The sequence below is a fragment of the Thermodesulfatator atlanticus DSM 21156 genome (assembly GCF_000421585.1).
In the GTDB taxonomy this organism is placed as follows: domain Bacteria; phylum Desulfobacterota; class Thermodesulfobacteria; order Thermodesulfobacteriales; family Thermodesulfatatoraceae; genus Thermodesulfatator; species Thermodesulfatator atlanticus.
This window is the reverse complement of record NZ_ATXH01000030.1, coordinates 1-19,560: the sequence shown is the minus strand read 5'-3', so window position 1 is coordinate 19,560 and position 19,560 is coordinate 1. Positions and strand designations below refer to the sequence as shown.

Here is a 19,560-nt window from a genome sequence, read left to right as displayed (position 1 = left end):
TTTTGAAAGTAACATGTCAAATGTAATTTTGAAATTTGCATAAAGATAAGTGCTTAACAGGTTTAATATATTTTTATAAAATGGCGAGAAATTATTAAAAGTGCTACACAGCAGGGGGCCAGATGAAAAAAGTCTTAGCCGTTATGTGGAGTAGTTATTTGCCTCCTTTGGTGGAGGCAGCCAAAGAACAAAACCTCTTTGCTTTGAAAGCTTATTCCACCAAAAGCTTAACCGACCAGGAAACCTTTGAGAAATTTCTCTTAAGCGCCCAAAAGGCCTCGGCTATTGTGCTTTACCGGGCCGCAGAAGACTACTGGCCAGAGCTCGAAGAACAAATAAAAACCCATGCCCCCAGGGCCAAAGTGGTCTGGACCGGCTATGAAGCAAGCTTTTGGCCACTTTCAGCAGGGGGTGCCGAAGTCGGCGCCACGGTCTATCGCTACTTACTTTACGGTGGCCCGGAAAATTACACCCAGCTTGTGCGGTATCTTGCGGCCCGCGTGCTGGGAGAAGAAATAGCCTATGAACCACCCCAAGAGCTTCCCTGGGAGGGGATCTATCACCCTCGGGCTCCAAAAGTGTTTTCCTCAACCGAAGAATATCTTTCCTGGTATACTCCCCCTGATAAAGCACCGCTGGTGGGTATTTTATTTTCACGGCAATACTGGGTAAATAACGACCTTGACGTAGAAAACGCCCTTATTTCAGCCCTTGAAGAAAAAGGCCTTTTCGTCATCCCGGTATTTGCTTATAGCCTGGCGGATAGCGCCCTTGGCGCTAAGGGAAGCGCCTGGGCGGTAGAGAACTTCTTCTTCGACCATAAAAAGCAGCCCCTGATCCAGGCCCTTGTCAAGCTTCAACCCTTTTTACTCGGGGCCGAACGCCGAAGCCCTTCTGACTCAGAGCTTGCGGCCAAAGGGGTTGAGCTCCTTAAGAAACTTAACGTCCCGGTGTTTCAACCGGTCACCATGTATTACCAGGACGAAGACCAGTGGCGTAAAAATCCCCAGGGGCTTACCAGCGAGATAGGCTGGTCCATTGCGCTGCCTGAAGCTGAGGGTGTTATCGAACCGCTTGCCATTGCCGCCATGAAGCGGTGGCAAGACGAAAAAACCAGCATTTCCCTTGAAAAACGTGCTCCGCTTATGGAACGCTGCCAAAGGCTCGCCTCCCGGGTGGCTGCCTGGGTCAGGCTTCGCCAGACACCGCCTGCCGAAAGAAAAGTTGTTTTTGTGCTCCATAACAACCCTTGTGCCTCGGTAGAAGCCACCGTGGGCGCAGGGGCCAACCTTGACTCGCTGGAAAGCGTGGTGCGCCTGCTTAAGCGCCTTAAAAAAGAAGGCTACCTGGTAGAAGACATCCCTCCGGATGGCAAAGCCCTTGCGCGGCTTATCCTTGAACGCAAGGCCGTCTCTGAGTTTCGCTGGACCACGGTGGAGGAAATCGTCGCCAAGGGCGGTGTCCTGGCCAAGGTCTCTCTGGAACAATACCTCAGGTGGTGGAGGGAGCTTTCCCCTTACGTGCGTGAGCGTATGGAGGAGGCCTGGGGCACTCCGCCAGGGGAAGAAAAAGACGGTGTGCCCCCGGCCATGGTGCATGAAGGCGAGATCGTGGTCACCGGGCTCAGGTTCGGAAACGTGGTGGTCTGCGTGCAACCCAAAAGGGGTTGTGCTGGCCCACGCTGCGACGGGCGCGTGTGCAAGATCCTCCACGACCCGGACATCCCGCCTCCACATCAGTATCTAGCCACGTATCGTTATCTGGAAGAGATCTTTGGCGCCCATGTTATTGTCCACGTAGGCACCCACGGAAATCTCGAATTTTTGCCCGGAAAAGGGGTAGCGCTCTCAGAGGCTTGCTTCCCTGACCTTGCCATTCATCGCCTGCCGCACCTTTACATTTATAACGCTGATAATCCCCCTGAGGGCACCATTGCCAAGCGCCGTGCCTATGCCGTGCTGGTGGACCACATGCAAACCGTAATGCAGGAAAGTGGGCTTTACGGTGAGCTTGAAGAGCTGGCCCAGCTCCTTGAGGAATACGAACGGGCTGCCTATGGCGACCCGGCGCGTGCCCACATGCTTGAACACCTCATTTCCGAGCTCCTTGAAAAGACGAACCTAAAACCCGAAGTGGAAAAGGCCCTTAAAAACAGCCCGGAAAAAGGCTTTAAGGCCCTTGTGCGTGCGGCCCACGAGGTGCTTACCAGACTTCGCGAAAGCCACATTCAGGACGGCCTGCACATCTTTGGTGAAGTCCCCAGAGGCGAGCGTCTGGCCAAATTCATAAAGGCCATCTTGCACTACGATCTGCGGGAGAAAAAAGACTGGGAGCCCTTTTTTAACGACGAAAGTATCTGGCAGGCCATAAGCCAAGAAAAGGACCTGGCCCTTAAACAAGACGGCCAGGGTCTTGGGGAGTTTCTCGCCCGCATTGCCGACCTAAAAGAACGTATTTTGGCCTCACGCGAGATAGAGGCCCTGCTTAACGGGCTCTCTGGCGGCTATATCCCGGCGGGGCCTTCAGGCCTTATCACCCGGGGTCGAGATGACGTACTCCCCACCGGCCGCAACTTCTTTTCCATTGACCCGCGGCGGGTGCCCACCAAGGCCGCCTATCAGGTGGGGCTCCGCCTGGCAGAGGCCGTTGTCCAGAAATACCTCCGCGAAAAAGGAACCTACCCGGAAAACGTGGCCTTTTACTGGATGGCCAACGACATCATGTGGGCCGATGGCGAAGGCATGGCCCAGATACTGGCCCTGCTTGGCGTGCGCCCGGTTTGGGCGCCTTCAGGCCGTATAAAAGGCCTTGAGGTCATACCCCTTCACGAACTCTCCCGCCCGCGCATAGACGTAACTATTCGCGTCTCGGGTATCACGCGGGATAATTTCCCCGAGTGCATCTCCTGGGTGGATAAGGCCGTGCAGATGGTAGCCCTTCTTGACGAGCCCCCTGAAGAAAACTTTGTGCGCAAACACACCTTAGAACGCCTGCACCTGCTAAGCCAAGACACCAACGACCCAAAGGCCTTGCGGCGGGCCACTTTTCGCATCTTTGCCTCAAAGCCCGGCACCTACAAGGCAGGGGTTAACCTTGCGGTCTATGCCTCCGCCTGGAAGGAAGAACGCGACCTGGCCGAGATCTTTGTCTACTGGAATGGCTACGCCTACGGCGAGGGGGTCTTTGGCGAAGAGGCCCACGGAGAGCTTGCCGAAAGCTTAAAGCGCGTCTCCCTCACCTTTAACAAGACCGTCACCGACGAGTACGACCTTTTTGGCTGTTGCAGTTATTTTGGCACCCACGGTGGCCTTACCATTGCTGCCCGGGAGCTCTCGGGGCAGGAAGTGCCTGCTTACTATGGCGATACCAGAGACCCCACGGCCATAGAAGTGCGCGACCTTGCCGACGAGATAAAGCGCGTGGTACGCACCAAGCTCCTTAATCCCAAGTGGATAGAGGGCATGAAGCGCCACGGCTACCGCGGGGCTGGCGAGATAGCCAAGCGTCTCGGGCGGGTTTATGGCTGGCAGGCCACCACCAGGGCGGTGGAAGACTGGGTTTTTGACGAACTGGCGCGCACCTACGTGCTTGACGAAGAAAACCGCCGCTTTTTCCAGAAAGAAAACCCCTATGCCCTGGAAGAAATTGCCCGCAGGCTCCTTGAGGCCGAGGCCCGCGGGCTCTGGAAGCCTGCGCCTGACGTGCAAAAGGGCTTAAGAGAGGTTTACCTGGAGATCGAAGGCCAGCTTGAAGGGGAAACCGGCTCTTCCCGCGGGGGCTTTCAAGGCGGAGCCGTGGACATGATCACCAGTGACGACATCAAGGCCTGGCAGCAAGAAATCTCCCGGGTAAAAGAATTTTTCACCCCAAAGGAGAAGGACCATGCTCTGGGTTGATCTGGAACTCAAGGCCATGGCAGACCGGCACGGGCACCTTTGCCCTTATCTGGCTCTGGGTTTCCGGGTGGGGGAACACTTTCGCAAGCTCTTGCCCACTGACCAGGTGCCCTTTGATGTGCGCACGTATAACCAGAGCTGTGCGGTGGCTGCGCTCGAGCTTATGGGATTTAAGGTAGAAGTTGAAGAGCTTGGCGAGCAGACCTACGCCCTTATGGCCCCCTCAGGCGAGACTTACGCCCTGGTCACGATTTCACGCGAGTTTCTCACCCCGCCAGCAGAAGATATCATGACCATTGCGGAAAAGATCGCCTGTGGCACCGCAGACCCCTTTGAAAAGGCCCACTATGGCCATGCCCTTGACCGCTGGATCCTTAAAATCCTTGAGGCCAAAGAGGAAGAACTCTTTAAAGCTGACGGAAAATTCGTATGAAAAAGATCTTTTCCCTGTGCCTTGGCCTGCTGCTTCTGGCAACTGGGGTGGCCCTGGCGCGCAACATTCAGGTAACCGATGCCCTGGGCCGGAAGGTCACGATCAAGGCCCCGGTTGAGCGGGCGGTCTTTTACATTGGCTACGAATTCATCCCTTATCTCGATTTATGGGAACAAACCGTGGGGCTGAGTCTCTGGGCGTTTCAGGAAGAAGAATTCCGCAAGCTGGCTGGCCCCCATTTAAAAAGGCTTAAACCTGTGGGCACCGCCACTCATCCCAACCTTGAGGCCCTGCTGGCCCTAAAACCAGACCTTGTGCTCACCTGGACTTATCAACCCCGGGCGGTGAATACCATAAGCGCCCTTGGCGTCCCCGTGGTAACACTTGATCCAGAAGGGCTTTGTGATCTCTTTGGAACCCTTGACCTGCTGGCCAAGGTGTTTGACAAAGAGCCCCGCGGGGAAAAACTTGCCAAGGCCATGAAACAGGTGCTAAGCGATCTTAAGGCCCGGGTCTCCTCTTGCCGCAGGGTGAGGGCAGTGTTTATGTGGAACCGTCCCACCAGGGTTTCGGGGAAAAAGGGGGTGGTCCCAGAGCTAATACGTGCGGCAGGTGGAAAAAACATGGGAGATGAGCTCTCAATTGCTTATGCGGATGTTTCCCTGGAACACATCGTAATGTGGAATCCAGAGGTAATTTTCATCTGGGGAAACGCCCGCTTTGGGCCGGAAGATATCCTGAAAGACACCAGGCTCTCAAGGGTTGAAGCTGTCCGCACCCACAGGGTATATAAGCTTCCCTCATGGTCAACCTGGTCGCCCAGGGCCGTGCTTTTGGCGGTGTGGATGGCAAAGCGCCTTCACCCTGACAAAATAGACCAAAAGTTCTTTACCCGCGAAGAAGACCTTATCAACCAGTTTTTGAAGCAATGAGTATTAAATGGTTTTTCTTTATCTTTTTTTGTCTGGGAGTGATTTTTCTTTCCTTTTTTATTGGGCCAACAGGCTTTATCCCGCCAGGAGGCCTTGGCAAGGCCATTATCTGGGAGATAAGGGCCCCGCGGGTAATGCTTGCGGCTTTTTGTGGTGCTATGCTTGCGGCCTCTGGGGCCTCGCTTCAGGCCATTTTTCGCAACCCGCTGGTTGATCCCTATCTCCTTGGCCTTTCCTCTGGAGGCGCCCTAGGTTGTGCCCTTTCGGTGGCTTTTTTCCCGTGGCTACCTGTGCCTTTGGCCGCATTTTTAGGGGCTTCTTTAGCCGCCTTTTTGACTTACAGCCTTGCCAGGCTGGAAGGCAGCGCTTCGCGTCTTGCCCTTATTCTTTCAGGCGTAATTGTCTCGGCCTTTCTCATGGCCATTGTCTCGCTTATTAAGTTTTTGCTCGATCCCCACCGCATGAGCGAAGTGGTGCTCTGGATGATGGGAAGCTTTGCTCTGGCGCGCTGGGAAACCGTAAAAACCACCGCGCCTTTCATGTGTGTGGGGGCAGCGGTGCTTGTTGCGCTTCGCCATCGGTTAAACGTACTTTCGCTTTCGGAAGAAGAGGCTAAAAGCCTTGGGGTCTCGGTGGGGCGCGAGCGTGTGCTTATTATTTCAGCGGTAACGCTGGGAGTTGGCGCCACGGTGGCTGCGGCAGGGATAATCGGCTGGGCGGGGCTTATGGTGCCGCATCTTGTGCGTCTTTCCTTTGGCCCGGAAAACGAACGCGTGCTTCCCGCAAGCCTTTTGGCCGGGGCCGCGGTGCTGGTGGCTGCAGACACCCTGGCCCGCAGCGTCTCAAGCTTTGATCTCCCTGTAGGGATCCTTACGGCTATCCTGGGGGTGCCGTTTTTTGTCTATCTTCTGCGCAAGGCCCGGGGGGAGTGGCCCTGATGCTCCGCGTAAATGCCCTTTCTTACAAACATATCCTGAAAGAAATCTCTTTTACCGTGAAAAAGGGCGAAATAGTGGCTATTCTCGGGCCAAATGGTGCTGGAAAGACCACCCTTTTTCGCTGCCTCATGCGACTTTTAAAACCCTCAAAAGGTAGCGTTTATTTAAAAGAAAAGCGCCTTTCTGCTTACCAGCCCAAAGAGCTTGCGCGCGTGGCCGCCTACTGCCCTCAGAGCCCCAAAGTGGGGTTTGATTACCTGGTGCGCACGGTGGTGCTCATGGGGCGAAGCCCTTATCTTTCGCCCCTTAACGCTCCTTCGGCCAAAGACTTTGCCGTGGTGGAAAAGGCTATGGAGATCCTGGGCATAAAGGCCCTGGCCGAAAGGCCCCTGCACACCCTTTCAGGTGGGCAGCAGCGTCTGGTGTTTCTGGCCCGGGCCCTGGCCCAAGAGGCTGAGCTCATTTTCCTTGACGAACCAACGGCTCACCTTGACCTGAAACACCAGATACACGTGCTTCAAAAGATAAAAGACCTTGCCCGAGAAAAGGGGCTCACTTTTGTGATGAATCTTCATGACCCCAACATGGCCCTTGCCTATGCCGGGAGGATCCTTCTTTTAAAAGCAGGGCGCCTTATCGGAGAGCTCTCCGCAAAGGACGAAAAACTCAAACAGGCCCTTGAAGAACTTTACGAGATCGAGTTTAGCCTGTGTTCGCTAGAGAACAAGCTATTTGTGTTCCCAAGGATTTAACTTCCACAACCCTCAGGGGTGCAAACTCCCCCATCCCACACAGGGGGCAAAAGATCCTGCGGCGACAAAATGCTTTTATCTTTTTTTTCCTGGGGATGGCTATTGGTGATTTCCTTGAGATACGCCAATATGCTTCCCTCCCCCACCAGAACTTCTTTTTCGTTGGTGTCTTCAACCACTAGCACAGGCACCCCTGGAATATCGAGAAGGCGAAGGAGCGCTGCTGCTTCTTTTTGTTCACAAAGATAAACCGAAAGCCCTTTGATTTTTTCGCGCTCTTTTTTGCAAAAATCAATCACGTGGTGACAGTGCGGACAATCTTCTTCGTAGATAAGGATGGCTATTTTTTTACTCTCAGGAGAGATCAAAAGCGGTTTTAAATCTTTTTGGTTTAAAGGTTTAAGCCAGAGCCCTGTGGCTATAAAGGCTGCTAAAAACCCGCAAACCGCAAGGGAAACCTTCTCCAAAAGGGCCTGCCTTCCCCAAAGCAAAATGAGCGGTGCCGTTGCGCCTATGAGAGAGAGATCCACAGGGATGCAAAAGTGACAAAGTGCCTGGTAATCAACCACCTGGCGGGCCAGGAAAACAAAGGCACCGCAAAAGCCCGGGATTACAAAGAAAAGCTCGGCTCTACCATCAGATGAAACCGTTTTGAACGTTAGGAAAAAAAGTAGAAGCAAATAAGAAAACGAAAAAATTAGTAGCTCTTCTCCCGGAGAAAAAGTATCCACCACATGGCAGGACTCTGCGGTGCAAACTCCTTTGTGCACGGAAAGTTTGATCCCGATAAGTACCAGGGCGTTCAAGGTGAAAACTCGAGACAAAGAAAGAAAAATCTTTTCCTGGAATCTTTCGGGATCCTGTTCTCTTCTCCTCAAAAAATACACGTGTAAAAAGAAGAAAATTACGGCTTGGGGAAGCAAAAGCCCAAGAGCAAGAAATTTCCCCCAGGTGGGAATATTCAAAAAGGGGAAGAGCCCAAAAAAGGCCAGACAGAAAAATAGAAACGAGACCAGAGAACCACCGAACATTAACTTTTCCAGAAAATTATAGTTGACCATGGCTCTCCTCCGTTTTTTTTCGCTTTATTTGTTATTACTTTTTAATTTGATTGCTTGGAGCCATTTTTTTGTCGACGTTCCTCTCAGGGATCCTTTCTCATTTTTCGTTTCGAAAAATAGGAACGGATCCTCAACGATCTCAGGCGTATAATGCCCCATTCCTGTGAAAAATGATCTTAAGGAGAAAGTCCTGGGGCCTCACCCCGCGACGCTTTTTCATATTTTTCGTTGTGAGCAATCGCCCATGACGGTTAATAGCAACTTGTCAGGGCCACCTCCGCCCACAGATCACAGATCACTAAGCGCCTTTAGCCTTTAGCCCTTTGCCCTTAGCATTTTTAATATCGGCAAGGAAAACATAACCAAAAAATTAGACCTCAAACAGAGACCTCGGGCAAACACCTTTTCTTAAGGCTCATTCCAGGATACGTTCCCTATTTTGAAATCCTGAGCCAGCCACTCTTCTTCGTCATCCTTAACCAAGCGCTTTCTTTTACGTCATGCTTAGCTACTCTCTTCTAACACCCTGCGCCGCTCCTCCTCAGTCATCCTGTCACTCCTTCTGTGTCATTCTGCTGAGCCCCAGGCGAAGCATCCACCAATCGACCTGTAGATGCTTCGGGCCTGTCTACTAAGAGCTTAAAACAGGCGACACCTTAGAGACCTTTGCAAAATTGTTGAGATCAGTGTCGCAAGCACAACCGAAGGGATCGCGCAGGCGTACAAGTCGCCTTGCGATGACACCTTGTCGGATAAAACATACCCCCATTAATAGCCCCTAAGACCATTTCACAGGAACGATCCCAGAACAATAAAAGAGGTGTTTACCTGAATTTATCTATTAGTTCTTGTTTGTTGCGGACATCTGCTTTTTTATAGACGCGCTGTAAATAGGTCTTTACCGAAGAGATAGATATCCCTATCTCTTCGGCAATTTCCTTTATACTTTTGCCTTCAAGGGTCAGCTGAAATACTTCTTTTTCGCGCGCGGAAAGCTTTTGAGCAAATTCCTCTTTGGCAGACTTAGTTTGCCAAACTTCTTTTGGTTTTGTTTCTTGGTTATTAAAAGCTTTATTATTTTTGGTTAGCAAAACAATTTTTTTAACGTTGCGTCTGCGTTCGGTGAAATAAAATAACAGAAGCGAAATACCCAATATGATATTCCCGCCGATTAAAATAAAGTCAGACTCGCGGGCCAAGTAGTAAAGAGGCAAAGATGCTGTTACTCCCCAAAATACACAGGCAAAACCTTTAGCAAGGTTTGCAATATAGTTTTCGCCAGTTAAAAACAAGTAAAGACAAAATAAATCCACAAAACCTACGGCTATTTGAATGGCATACATGCTCAAATTATGGCTCAAGGGCACGTGAGAATGAAAAAACGAAATAGCAAATATCCCACCACCAATGCCTAAAGCCAAAACAAGGTCTTTTTCTTTAGGTAACAAACGCGCAGCCAATAACAACGTAGCTACATAAAAAAGGTTTTCCACACCTAAAAAGATTGCCTCCTCAACATAATGAGGCATAAGCACTATATAAAGCAAGGCACTTAAGAGATAAAAAGAGAAGATAAAAGGAAAATATCTGAACATTGAGGCCGAAGAAGAAGGCGCAGAAGCAGGCAAAGAACCAAATAAACCTATCAACAAAAACAGACCAAGCCCTATAAACAGAATTTCATTTGGGATTTTAAGGGCAAGGATTAACGAGAGCAAAATATTAGCGAAAATCAAGGCCCAGGCTGCTGCTTTCCAAGGCCTTTGATGGTGGCATAGAAGAGATGCCGTACGCACCATGGCCAGAGCAGAGGTGATGCCAAGTAAAAGCAAAAGCTTTCCATGAAATTGCGGGGCGTAAGGAAAAAGCGCGGTAAAAACACAGGTGAGCAAAAGGGCTACTTTAGAAACAGGGTCAAAATAGCGCTCATTAGGGACTAAGCTAAGCAGGGAAAAAGTAAGCACATGGGGTACCAGCCAGAAGGCAATGGCCCGCGGGCCTGCTGTTGATAAAAGAGCAAGCCCTTGCAAGGGAAACAGGAGCATCCAAAGGTCATAGGCCGCAAAAGAAGCTATACCCAGCGCAAAATCACGATTTATTTTGCCCCCACCCACCACCTCTTGGTCCCTAGTTTTTTTTAATTTTAGCGGGTTTACAAATGGGATGACAACCTGGATGACGTGGGTTTAGGCCAGGTTGACAGGGCTTCCGACTTTATTTTTCCGTCAAATTTCCTCAAAAATATCCCCAAACAACTTTTATGAACTTTTGAAAATGTATCGGCCATGTTGCCCAAAACTTTAACGAAAAGAAGATGGAGGTGGGTGAGAGGGGGAGAGTATCTACTACTAATCTGAAAAGCTGGACAAACTTACAGACGCTGATCTCATGTGGATACAAATCTCGCCACCTCTTACCGGCATCGACTATGGCGGTAGGGGTGGTTTGAAAATACGGAAAGGAGGGAAAAAATGAGAAAGTTTTTAATGCTTGTAACAACTTTTGTTTTAATTTTCTTCGAAATTTCAAGTGCTTCTGACCCTCTAATAAAATTAGTACGTAATTATACCAAAGATTACTACTTTAGAGAGTTATTTGTGGAAATTCACGGCTCTTACGGAATTCAATTTCTGCCCAAGGTAAGTAAGTGTTATAATGAAGATGGTCAACCTGTTTGTAATTATTTGAGCAGTGAAGAAATTGGGGAGCTAGCTGACAATTATTATAATTCTACTTCAACTCCTTCATTATTTGATTTTTTTGGCTGGCTAGAAGAAAAAGGTTATATAATTGATTATTCTAATTCTACTATTACTTCTGTCTCATTGGATAGTCTTGCTTCTAAAGTAAAGAGAGAAGCAGAACAGGAATTTATTGAAGAGATTACAGCAGCCTACGATACAGAATTTACTTTTATCTCATCAAATGAAACAAAACTTTGGCCCTATGATGAAGCAATTCGAGATTCCTCGTTCCTAACCTCTTATCAATTTACTGAACTTTACAAAGGCATGAAAAGCATAGGTATAATAGATATTGAAATTAATGCTACCTTAAACGGCACACTTATAACTGGTGTGTTATACTCTCCCCTATTAGAGATAAATATTTCCGGTAACGGATCAGTTTTAGCATATAGTAATAATTTGTCATCACAGATGCCCGAATGTGCAGATATTAATTGTGAAATTCCTTTTCCGGAAGAAGATAGTGTTTTGCTTACTGCTGTTCCTGCAAACGGCTACCTTTTCTTTGGCTGGGATGGGGACTGCGCCGAATGCGAAAATAATACCGAGTGCACCATAACCATGGATACGGACAAGACCTGTAACGCCATCTTTAGGGCCCTTGAGCCTGATATATCCGTATCGCCCACCTCTTACGACTTTGGCATGGTGCAGGTAGGCAATAGCGCGGAGAAGGACTTTATAGTCCAAAATGTAGGGACAGAAGACCTAAATATTGTGAATGTCACTATCTCCACAGATATCTCCGAATTTTTCATCACTCAAGATAATTGCAGTGGTACTGTATTATCCCAGGGTGAAAACTGTACTATAAAGATTACCTTTAATCCACAAAGTGTTGGCTCTAAGAGTGCAACCCTTAAGATCACCTCCGATGATCCGGACGAAAATACGGTATCAATAGCACTTTCTGGAACAGGGGTTCCCAACCAGCCTCCTGTAATAGAGTCCTTCACCGCTAACCCCACATCGGGTTATGCACCCCTCACCGTCAACTTCACCTGCACTGCCTATGACCCTGACGGCTCCGTTGCCTCCTACGAATTCGACCCTGGCGATGGCTCTGATCCTATTAATTCTGAAACTGGCTCCTTCACCTACACCTACGAAACCCCTGGCACCTATCACGCCACCTGCACATCCTATGATAACGACGGCGCAAGCACCACTTCTGAGCCGGTAACGATAGAGGTAAACCCTGCGGCTGTTAGCATGGCAGATCTTGTGGTCACGAAACTTGCCACTCCACGCTACTGGCGGGCGGGCAAGACCGGACGAGTGAGCATTCTTATTGAAAACCAGGGCGAAGAGGACGTTACCGAGCCATTTGTGGTAAGGGCTGTTGTCCATTCTGCTGCACCGGGGTTTGTAATTGGCGAGCAGACCATAAACGGCCTTGCCGCTGGCAAGCGAAAACTTGTGCGTTTCCGCTTCAGAGTCCCTGCTGAGCTCTGCACTCCCATCAACCAACACACACTTTACGTGACCGTAGATACCGAAAACCAGATCAGCGAAACAGATGAAGGAAACAACACCAAGGAAAAGCCCATCGTTATAAGAGGTTGTTACAGATTTTAGATTTTCTCAAATCAAAGCCCGGGCCTCTGCCCGGGCTAAAAAGATGTTGGCAATGATGTTTTGTGTAGCTCAAAAAAAGAAAAAACTTTCTAAAACACAGGGAAAAATTTTTCCCAAAAGTGAAAAATTTTTCCTTCCGACAAGTCAAATCATTATCAAAATGTTTCATTTTTAGCACAAAATGCAAAGCAAAAATGAACCAATTTTGGCATAAAAGTTGCTTACAAACAAAATAAAATTTTTTGATCAGGAGGGGACCTATGAAACGCGTATTTTTTCTGCTCTTTTGTGTTTTTGCCATTATTTGTTGGTCAGGCTCATCTTTTGCCACCCAGGTTGAGCCCGTCGGCGTTTATTGGGACCTGCAGGTGAGCTACGGCTCAGGGAATCAGACAATCGATAGCGATAGTTCTCAGTACCTGACTCCTACTTTGCCGCATGCATATCAAGTCCCATATACGGATTTTATCGAAGTTTTTTATGATCCTTTTTTTGCAGCCTATGCAGAGTATAGTGCGGATGTTGACGAGCTTAGCGCTTATGTTGAAGGTTATGCAGATGGTTCTTATTCCGGCGATACAGATTGGTATTATGCTCTCTCCAAAGTAGCAGTAGGGAGTAATTTATTTTCTGGCCAGCCTCAGTTTGTGCTCTCCTTTGATTGGTCCGTAGATTTCGATTTTGACACGGCTTATAACACCGGGCGTGCGGGGTATGCCGTAGGCCTGATTGATTGGACAGAGACCACCGATCCTAACAATCCCGTTTTTGTGCACCAGGAGACGGTTTTCTTCAACGATGATGACTCAGGGCATTACGAAAACTCCTGGAGCCTTGACCCTACGCACGAGTATCTCTTCGGGGTAGGAATCTTGGCGCAAATAAGCGGGGCAGAAGACGAGTGGGGTGGTTATGTCGATGCACAGATTACGAATCTAAACGCCCAGGCGGTGCCTGAGCCGGCAAGCATGCTCCTGGTAGGCGCCGGCCTTGGGGCTCTCGCCCTCTTTGGGCTCCGTAAAAAGGCGTAGGTAGGTGAATGAAGGATCCGTTCCTATTTTTCGTTCCGAAAAAGGGGAACGGATCCCCAACGAGGTCGGGCGTTTATGCCCTATTAATAAAAGGAGGGGGGAACGCTATGAAGCACGCAAAGCGTTTTTTTCTCTTTCTCCTGATACTTTTTCTGGCCTCTTCGGCTTTTGCAGCTTCACCTTTCTGGACCAAACAAATCAGGCTAAATGTTTATCCATACTCTATGAGCTTGGAGGGCATAAATACCGCTTCGGAAAAGGTTCTTGCCACAGGCCGGATATCTTACAATGGCACCTATTATTTCGGAGCCTTTTTGCTGGATAGAGATGGAAATCTCCTAGATAGCAAGATTTTCAGGCCTGTAATCGGGGATGAAGAAAAAAACGTAGGTCTTTATCCCAAGGGGTTGCTCCTTGATAACGGAGAAATTTTACTTGCAGGCAAGTATTATGCTGAAAGTGTTGGCGCTGGGCTACCCTTTTTTGCCCGCTTGGGTAACGAAACCCCAAGCCTATTATACCTTAAAGATCCTACTATTGATGATAGTTTTATTAAGCTAACTTATAATTTAGTCATACCGGCAGAAAATTTCGTCCCGGCAGGTGAATATGTCTATTTCGTAGGGCCTGCCACTGTAAATTTAGGTTGCGGCGTACATGGTTTTTACATTGCCAAAGTCAAAAAAGACCTAAGTGAGGTGGCCTGGCATAAGTTTCTGGCTCTCGCTTACGAACGAAAGACTTGTTATGGCCAAAATTGCGAAAGTGCTACCATAACCTTTCCGGCCACATGCTTGTTGTCCCAACATTCTCTCGAACTCCGAGATGCAGTGGCAGATGGCCAGGGCAATTTGATCCTGGTAGGGAAGATCCTTATCGCCTATGCCACCCAGATAAACGCTACTTCTCCGGCGGGTTTTGTATGGTCCATTTCTCCTTCAGGAGAAACAAACTGGTTCAAAGTGTATGCTCGCACCGATGAGAGCGACGAAAAACATCCCCTCTTATTTGATAAGGCCGCAATTTATAAAAACGGGGATCAGGAAATTCTCATCATAGCCGGGCAGACAGGCATTCCTGGAGCCAGCACCCTTTGGTTAGGGGCCATAGATCCTCAGGATGGAAGTATCATAAATCATAAAATAGGCCATTATCCCGAAAATCCTCGTAGTACAAGGGCTGACTTAGTTCAGGGAATGTCTCTTTATCAGGGGAAAATATATTTACACTTCTATGGCTACATCGGTGAAGATTCCTTGAGAAGTTCGCTCTTGGTAATTGATCCCCAAAACCTTGAACAAGAAAAATTGTATAAATCCGTCAATGTTCCGTCTAAAGACATGTTACCCTGGTATAACTCCGATTCTACTGCCATCTTTATAGGTTTTAATGAAAGTAGCTATCCTTATCTCTACACTTTCGGGAGCAACGGGCATTACTGCCGTGGTCAGGGTGATCTCTCCGAAGGACCTTATCTTACCGCTGATTTCGACCTGAGTGTTATAGATTGGTCTGCGCTTCCGGTGCCACAGGGTTCACAAACCGTTACATATACTCTCAAGATTTATGATGTAACAGCGGGTTCTTATGAAGAGGGTTCAATCTCTTTTGCCAGTGATATCTCCCCTAGGATAGACACCGTTTGTGGAGAGGTGTCCCTTAATGTTTCTTTAGATCCGCAGACCGTGGAAGGGTGCTATGTTTTAGACGATAAAGACGAGATCTCCTGCCCCGGAGATTGCATGGGATATTATGGAAAAAACTGGCCGGTTACTCTTCAAGCTTCCTGCAATGAGGATTCTGATTATGTCTTTTCTTACTGGAGTGGAGCCTGCACTGACAGTGGGTCAACCTGTAATTTAACAATGGATGAAGACAAGGAAGTTACCGCCCATTTTGAATGCCGTGAGATTGGGGCTCCGCAAAGTGTAGTGGCGTATCCTTCCGACCTTCATGAGGGAGAGACCTTTACACTCAGCTGGGATAGTGTGGAAGATGCAGCAAGCTATGAAATTTATAAGTGTTCTTATCCATCTGCTAATCCTGCCGAGGATTGCACGAAAGTAGCCACTACCACTGAGACCAGCATTACCCTTACCGCTTCGCTACCAGCAGAAGCTGATTACTATACCTGGTATTACATAGTTTCTGCTAAGCGGAGTTGTGGTAGCGAAGCTTATAGTGATCCCGTAAGTATTTCCGTTTCTATGAACCAGCCACCGGAGATAGAATCTTTTAGTGTAGAACCCATAAGTGGCGTGGCACCCCTTACCGTTACCTTTACCTGTGAAGCTTCTGACCCTGACGGCGCCATTGCCGCCTACGAACTTAACCCCGGCGACGGCTCTGAGCCCCTTAACTCAGAGCTTGGCACTTTCTCCTACACTTACGAAAATCCTGGCACATATAACGCCACCTGCACGGCCTACGATAATGCCGACGCAAGCGTGACTTCAGAGCCGATTACAGTTGAAGTGAGCCCTGCGGCAGAAACCGCAGCCGACCTTGTGGTTACCAAACTTGTCACCCCGCGCTTCTGGCGGGCAGGAAAACGAGGGCATATTTCGGTACTCATTGAAAACCAGGGTGAAGTAGACGTAACCAAGCCCTTTGTGGTAAGGGTGTATGCTAACCCGATGGCACCTGTCTATGTAATCGGCGAGCAGACCATAAACGGCCTAAAGGCAGGTGAGAGAAAACTTGTTCGTTTCCGCTTCAGAGTCCCTGCTGAGCTCTGCACTCCCAGCAACCAACACACACTTTACGTGACCGTTGATGCCGATAACCAGATCAGCGAAACAGATGAAGAGAATAATACTTTGGAGAAGGCCATCATCGTAAGAGGTTGTAGACGCTAAGTCCACCCTTTTGAAGGCCCCGCAAGCTTGCGGGGCCTTTTTCGTCTTGCCACGCCTTAAGGCCGCTGGTATAAAACCTTCCATGGAAATCAAATTCCAAAACACCCTTTCGCGTAAAAAAGAAGAATTTGTCCCGCTTGCCCCACCCAAAGTCACCATGTATGCCTGCGGGGTTACCGCCTATGACGAGTCTCACCTGGGGCATGCCCGGGCCGCAGTGGTTTTTGACGTACTCTTTCGTTTTTTGCGCCACGTAGGCTATGAGGTAGTTTATGTGCGCAACTTTACCGATATCGACGATAAGATCATCCGCCGGGCCCATGAGGTGGGGATTTCTCCCAAGGAACTTGCCGAAAAATACATCCAATCATACACCGAGGACATGCAGGCACTTAAGGTCCTTAAACCCACTTATGAACCAAGGGCCACAGAACACATCCCGCAAATCATTTCCCTGATTGAACGCCTCATTGAAAAAGGCTTTGCCTACGTGGTAGAGGGCGATGTGTATTTTTCCGTGGAAAAATTCCCCGAGTACGGAAAGCTTTCTGGCCGAAATCTCGAAGAGTTACGTGCAGGCGCCCGCATTGCCCCTTCGGAGAAAAAACGCCATCCCCTTGACTTTGCCCTGTGGAAGGCAGAAAAACCCGGTGAACCCTCCTGGGAAAGCCCTTGGGGCCGCGGCCGCCCAGGCTGGCACATTGAATGCTCGGCCATGGCCATGCATTACCTTGGCGAAACCATAGACATCCACGGCGGGGGCCTTGACCTCATCTTCCCGCATCACGAAAACGAAATCGCCCAAAGCGAGGCCGCCACGGGAAAGCCCTTTGTGCGCTACTGGCTGCACAACGGCATGGTCACCGTGGGGCGTGAGAAGATGTCCAAAAGCCTGGGAAATTTCGTCACCATAAAATACATGCTTGCCCGCAACCACCCCGAGGCCATAAGGCTCTTTCTGCTTTCCATGCACTACCGGAGCCCCCTTGACTACACCGAAAAGGTCGTAGGTGACCACGAAAAGGCCCTGGAAGGCTTTTACGAGACCCTTTACTTGATTGGCCGCCTTAAGGCCACCCAGGAAGAAGCCCCACAGGGTCAAAAACCTCAACTGGCAAAGATTGCCGAAGAGATAGACGCCTTTGAAGAAAACTTCCTGGCGGCTCTCGCCGACGATCTAAACACCGCCCGGGCCATTGCTACGCTTTTCACCCTGGAAAAGGCCCTTAATAATCTCTTAAAACTTTGTGGCCGAAAAGTATCTCAAGAACATCTTATGCTGGCCCAAAAAGGCGCTAAAAAGGCTACTACCTTGGCGGGAAACATCTTAGGCATCCTTGAAGAAGATCCCGAGGCCTTTATTGAAAGGCGAAGGGAAAAGGCCCTTGCGGAAAAAGGGCTTTTACGCGAAGAGATAGAAGCCCTTATCCGCGAACGCGAAAAAGCACGCCAAGAACGCAACTTTGAAAAGGCAGATGCCTTGCGTGACAAGCTAACCAAAGCCGGCATAATCCTTCGAGACACCCCTTGGGGGACGTTCTGGAAGGTTTCCCATGAATCTGCCTAATCTTCCCTTTAACACCATAGACGTTATCGTCATTTTGGTGCTGGCGTTATTTATCTTGCGAGGCGCCTGGATCGGCTTTTTCCGCGGCATTTCTTCCTTTGCCGGTCTAGTGGCAGGCTATATCACGGCTGTGCGCTATCATCTTTTGGTTGAAAACATCATCGCCCCGTGGCTTCAGGCTCCCTGGATCTCGGCCTCCTGGCTCAAGGCAGCCTCTTTTGCCGTTGCGTTCTTGCTGGGGTACCTTGCGGTCTTCATTGTGGCGGAAATCATCGCCTACTTTTTCAAAAAGGCCAGGCTTACCTGGATGGACCGGCTGCTTGGGGCAGGCCTTGGGGCCTTTAAGGGCTTCTTGCTATTGGTAGCGGTGTTTTTCCTGATAACCACCTTTTTTCCCCAAGGAGAAAAGATCTTTCGGGGCTCAAAGACCTATCCTTACATCATGCAGGGGGCCAGGCACCTTGCCGAGTTTATGCCTTCGGAGATAAAAGCAAGATTCAACTACAACCTGCGGAGAATCCTTTATTATGAAAGAAACCACTGATTTTTCCGAGCTTGGGCCACTTTTTGTCAAGCTTATCGAGATAGTCCATCGCCTGCGGGCCCCAGATGGCTGCCCCTGGGACCGCAAGCAAACCCCTGAGACCCTTAAAAAATACGTTATCGAAGAGGCACACGAAGTCTTTGACGCTATCGGCGAGGAATCTCCTCTTGCGGTTTGTGAAGAAATTGGCGATCTCTTATTTTTGCTCATTTTCCTGGCCTATCTTTACGAAGAGGCCGGGGATTTTCGCTTAAGAGACGTGCTAAAGCTTTGCGCCGAGAAAATGATAAGGCGCCATCCCCATGTGTTTGGCAAGATTCCCCTTAACGAAGCCGAAGAGGTAGTGGCCCAGTGGCAGAAAATCAAAGAAAAAGAGGCCCGGGAGAAGGGGCAGAAAACTTCTGTCCTGGGAAATCTTCCACGCTCGCTTCCGGCGCTTCAGCGGGCCTTTCGCCTGGGTGAGAGGGCAAGCCGCGTGGGGTTTGATTGGCAAAAGGCCGAAGACCTCTTTGAGAAACTTGACGAAGAAATAAGCGAACTAAAAGAGGCCCTGGGGCGTAAAGAAAAAGACGCCCTTCAAGAAGAGATAGGCGACCTTCTTTTTACGGTGGTAAACCTTGCGCGCAAGCTTGGTATAAATCCCGAAGAGGCCCTGCGCCAGACCAACGATAAGTTTGAACACCGCTTCCAGAAGATGGAAGCGCGCGCCCAGGAGCAGGGCAAAAGCCTGAAAGAACTTTCCCTTGAGGAAATGGACGCCCTGTGGGAAGAAGCCAAAAAGGCGTGAGATTGCTTTAGTCGCTTGCGCTCCCTCAGCGTGATAGTGATAATTTGTCATCCTGGGTCGTTTCCTATGTAATCCCGATCCTTTTTCCTATGTCCTCCTGAGCCTTTTTTCCCTATGTCATTGTATGGTTAACAACAGAAAGGATGATTAAATTCAGGAAGAAAAGTTGGTAGGGAGGGACTGGCTGGCTTGTCATGGAACGTTTGCCCTATGGCAAACTGTTCGATCGCGAGACTAGCCGTCCTTCCCTATGTTTGAACAGTATCCGGGACGTTTCCTTTTGCGGAAACTGTCCGTATACAAGGCTAAACCGGGAAGGGCCTCCCTACCAACATCGCTATTATAACACTTAGTGCCAAAAGGAGGAATCACTATGAAAGACTATTCCTTCCTTGGCGTTGATGTCGCCAAAGACACCTTAGTGATCTTTGACGGC

The 19,560-nt window shown here is 49.4% G+C and carries 13 protein-coding genes; 11 read left to right on the top strand and 2 right to left on the bottom strand.

Translation table 11 applies throughout. From position 1 onward, the window contains the following. Positions 1 to 122 precede the first annotated feature (122 nt). From H528_RS0110395 to H528_RS0110375, 5 genes are read left to right on the top strand one after another with little or no spacing between them, the layout of a single operon-like run. Complete coding sequence (locus H528_RS0110395; RefSeq protein ID WP_022854249.1) at positions 123 to 3,896, top strand: cobaltochelatase subunit CobN; 3,774 nt, start codon at positions 123 to 125, stop codon at positions 3,894 to 3,896. Next, positions 3,883 to 4,329: a formylmethanofuran dehydrogenase subunit E family protein gene (locus tag H528_RS0110390; protein WP_022854248.1), complete on the top strand. Its 447-nt coding sequence runs from the start codon at positions 3,883 to 3,885 to the stop codon at positions 4,327 to 4,329. The genes H528_RS0110395 and H528_RS0110390 overlap by 14 nt, the downstream gene beginning before the upstream one ends. Continuing rightward, on the top strand, positions 4,326 to 5,261 hold the full coding sequence (locus tag H528_RS0110385) for an ABC transporter substrate-binding protein (protein ID WP_022854247.1): 936 nt from the start codon (positions 4,326 to 4,328) through the stop codon (positions 5,259 to 5,261). Before H528_RS0110390 ends, H528_RS0110385 begins: the two co-directional genes overlap by 4 nt. After that, entirely contained in the window at positions 5,258 to 6,199 is a 942-nt protein-coding gene (locus H528_RS0110380) for a FecCD family ABC transporter permease (protein ID WP_022854246.1), read from the top strand. Before H528_RS0110385 ends, H528_RS0110380 begins: the two co-directional genes overlap by 4 nt. Further along, entirely contained in the window at positions 6,199 to 6,951 is a 753-nt protein-coding gene (locus H528_RS0110375) for an ABC transporter ATP-binding protein (RefSeq protein ID WP_022854245.1), read from the top strand. The genes H528_RS0110380 and H528_RS0110375 overlap by 1 nt, the downstream gene beginning before the upstream one ends. On the opposite strand, the gene H528_RS0110370 is transcribed toward H528_RS0110375, so the two are convergent. Continuing rightward, a complete protein-coding gene (locus tag H528_RS0110370) occupies positions 6,948 to 8,012 on the bottom strand; it encodes a hypothetical protein (protein WP_022854244.1) in 1,065 nt (354 codons plus the stop codon). The genes H528_RS0110375 and H528_RS0110370 overlap by 4 nt on opposite strands. Before the next feature lie 824 nt (positions 8,013 to 8,836). Continuing rightward, positions 8,837 to 10,126, bottom strand: a complete 1,290-nt coding sequence (locus H528_RS14185) for a response regulator transcription factor (protein ID WP_022854243.1) — start codon at positions 10,124 to 10,126, stop codon at positions 8,837 to 8,839. Between the two features lie 357 nt (positions 10,127 to 10,483). On the opposite strand from H528_RS14185, the gene H528_RS14180 reads away from it, so the two are divergent. The 6 genes from H528_RS14180 (at position 10,484) to mazG (ending at position 19,124) form a co-directional block, all read left to right on the top strand. Continuing rightward, entirely contained in the window at positions 10,484 to 12,337 is a 1,854-nt protein-coding gene (locus tag H528_RS14180; protein WP_022854242.1) for a choice-of-anchor D domain-containing protein, read from the top strand. 260 nt (positions 12,338 to 12,597) lie between these two features. Continuing rightward, the gene (locus tag H528_RS0110350) at positions 12,598 to 13,368 is read left to right on the top strand and encodes a PEP-CTERM sorting domain-containing protein (RefSeq protein WP_022854240.1); all 771 of its coding nucleotides are present in this window, start codon (positions 12,598 to 12,600) and stop codon (positions 13,366 to 13,368) included. 107 nt (positions 13,369 to 13,475) lie between these two features. Continuing rightward, positions 13,476 to 16,226, top strand: coding sequence for a CARDB domain-containing protein (locus H528_RS0110345; RefSeq protein WP_022854239.1), 2,751 nt, complete (start codon positions 13,476 to 13,478; stop codon positions 16,224 to 16,226). Between the two features lie 82 nt (positions 16,227 to 16,308). Then, entirely contained in the window at positions 16,309 to 17,793 is a 1,485-nt protein-coding gene (gene cysS, locus H528_RS0110340) for a cysteine--tRNA ligase (RefSeq protein WP_028845909.1), read from the top strand. Next, the gene (locus H528_RS0110335) at positions 17,780 to 18,337 is read left to right on the top strand and encodes a CvpA family protein (protein WP_022854237.1); all 558 of its coding nucleotides are present in this window, start codon (positions 17,780 to 17,782) and stop codon (positions 18,335 to 18,337) included. The genes cysS and H528_RS0110335 overlap by 14 nt, the downstream gene beginning before the upstream one ends. Continuing rightward, a complete protein-coding gene (gene mazG / locus H528_RS0110330) occupies positions 18,321 to 19,124 on the top strand; it encodes a nucleoside triphosphate pyrophosphohydrolase (RefSeq protein WP_022854236.1) in 804 nt (267 codons plus the stop codon). The genes H528_RS0110335 and mazG overlap by 17 nt, the downstream gene beginning before the upstream one ends. Positions 19,125 to 19,560 lie beyond the last annotated feature (436 nt).

Bases quoted from the DNA above. Each gene is read 5' to 3' on its own strand.
- H528_RS0110395 (WP_022854249.1), top strand. From the start codon at position 123: ATGAAAAAAGTCTTAGCCGTTATGTGGAGTAGTTATTTGCCTCCTTTG.
- H528_RS0110390 (WP_022854248.1), top strand. From the start codon at position 3,883: ATGCTCTGGGTTGATCTGGAACTCAAGGCCATGGCAGACCGGCACGGG.
- H528_RS0110385 (WP_022854247.1), top strand. From the start codon at position 4,326: ATGAAAAAGATCTTTTCCCTGTGCCTTGGCCTGCTGCTTCTGGCAACT.
- H528_RS0110380 (WP_022854246.1), top strand. From the start codon at position 5,258: ATGAGTATTAAATGGTTTTTCTTTATCTTTTTTTGTCTGGGAGTGATT.
- H528_RS0110375 (WP_022854245.1), top strand. From the start codon at position 6,199: ATGCTCCGCGTAAATGCCCTTTCTTACAAACATATCCTGAAAGAAATC.
- H528_RS0110370 (WP_022854244.1), bottom strand. From the start codon at position 8,012: ATGGTCAACTATAATTTTCTGGAAAAGTTAATGTTCGGTGGTTCTCTG.
- H528_RS14180 (WP_022854242.1), top strand. From the start codon at position 10,484: ATGAGAAAGTTTTTAATGCTTGTAACAACTTTTGTTTTAATTTTCTTC.
- H528_RS0110350 (WP_022854240.1), top strand. From the start codon at position 12,598: ATGAAACGCGTATTTTTTCTGCTCTTTTGTGTTTTTGCCATTATTTGT.
- H528_RS0110345 (WP_022854239.1), top strand. From the start codon at position 13,476: ATGAAGCACGCAAAGCGTTTTTTTCTCTTTCTCCTGATACTTTTTCTG.
- cysS (WP_028845909.1), top strand. From the start codon at position 16,309: ATGGAAATCAAATTCCAAAACACCCTTTCGCGTAAAAAAGAAGAATTT.
- H528_RS0110335 (WP_022854237.1), top strand. From the start codon at position 17,780: ATGAATCTGCCTAATCTTCCCTTTAACACCATAGACGTTATCGTCATT.
- mazG (WP_022854236.1), top strand. From the start codon at position 18,321: ATGAAAGAAACCACTGATTTTTCCGAGCTTGGGCCACTTTTTGTCAAG.